The organism is Oleiphilus sp. HI0043 (assembly GCF_001634935.1).
The window spans coordinates 1-482 of record NZ_LWEY01000291.1; the positions used below are offsets into that span (position 1 = coordinate 1).

Sequence of the window (482 nt, forward strand, 5' to 3'; positions counted from 1 at the left end):
TTTGGAATCCCCCCACATGCAAGCCGAAATTACTCCCAACCAAGCAAGTAACTTGAACGCTAATATGCTTGACCCTCTGATTGAACTATTGAATATCGGTGGCCCAGTCGTCTGGATTCTTCTTGCCCTTTCGGTAATATCCCTGTCTATCGTTTTGTTGAAATGTTGGCAGTACTTTTCGGCGAAGGTCGAACAAAGTGCAGAGTGGGAAGCCAGCTTGTCCGCATGGGAACAAGGCCGTTATGACGAGGCACTCAATACCTTAGACAATAAGCAAGCCATTCCAAAGCTAGTTCTTCATGCCATGGATGGTCACCTAGCCAACGAAGATCAAAACATTCTTGAGCGAGAGCTGACACGCCAAGCCAATCAAATCATCATGGACTTGCGCGGATTGCTGAAGCCATTGGAAGTCATTGCCACCTTAAGCCCATTACTAGGTTTGATGGGAACCGTGCTTGGTATGATTGAGGCCTTTCAGC

1 protein-coding gene is annotated in these 482 nt (G+C 47.3%); it reads left to right on the forward strand.

The features are described 5' to 3' along the window. Positions 1 to 16 precede the first annotated feature (16 nt). Positions 17 to 482, forward strand: a 466-nt coding sequence (locus A3729_RS04180; protein WP_197475551.1) for a MotA/TolQ/ExbB proton channel family protein, incomplete at its 3' end; no start/stop codon positions are given.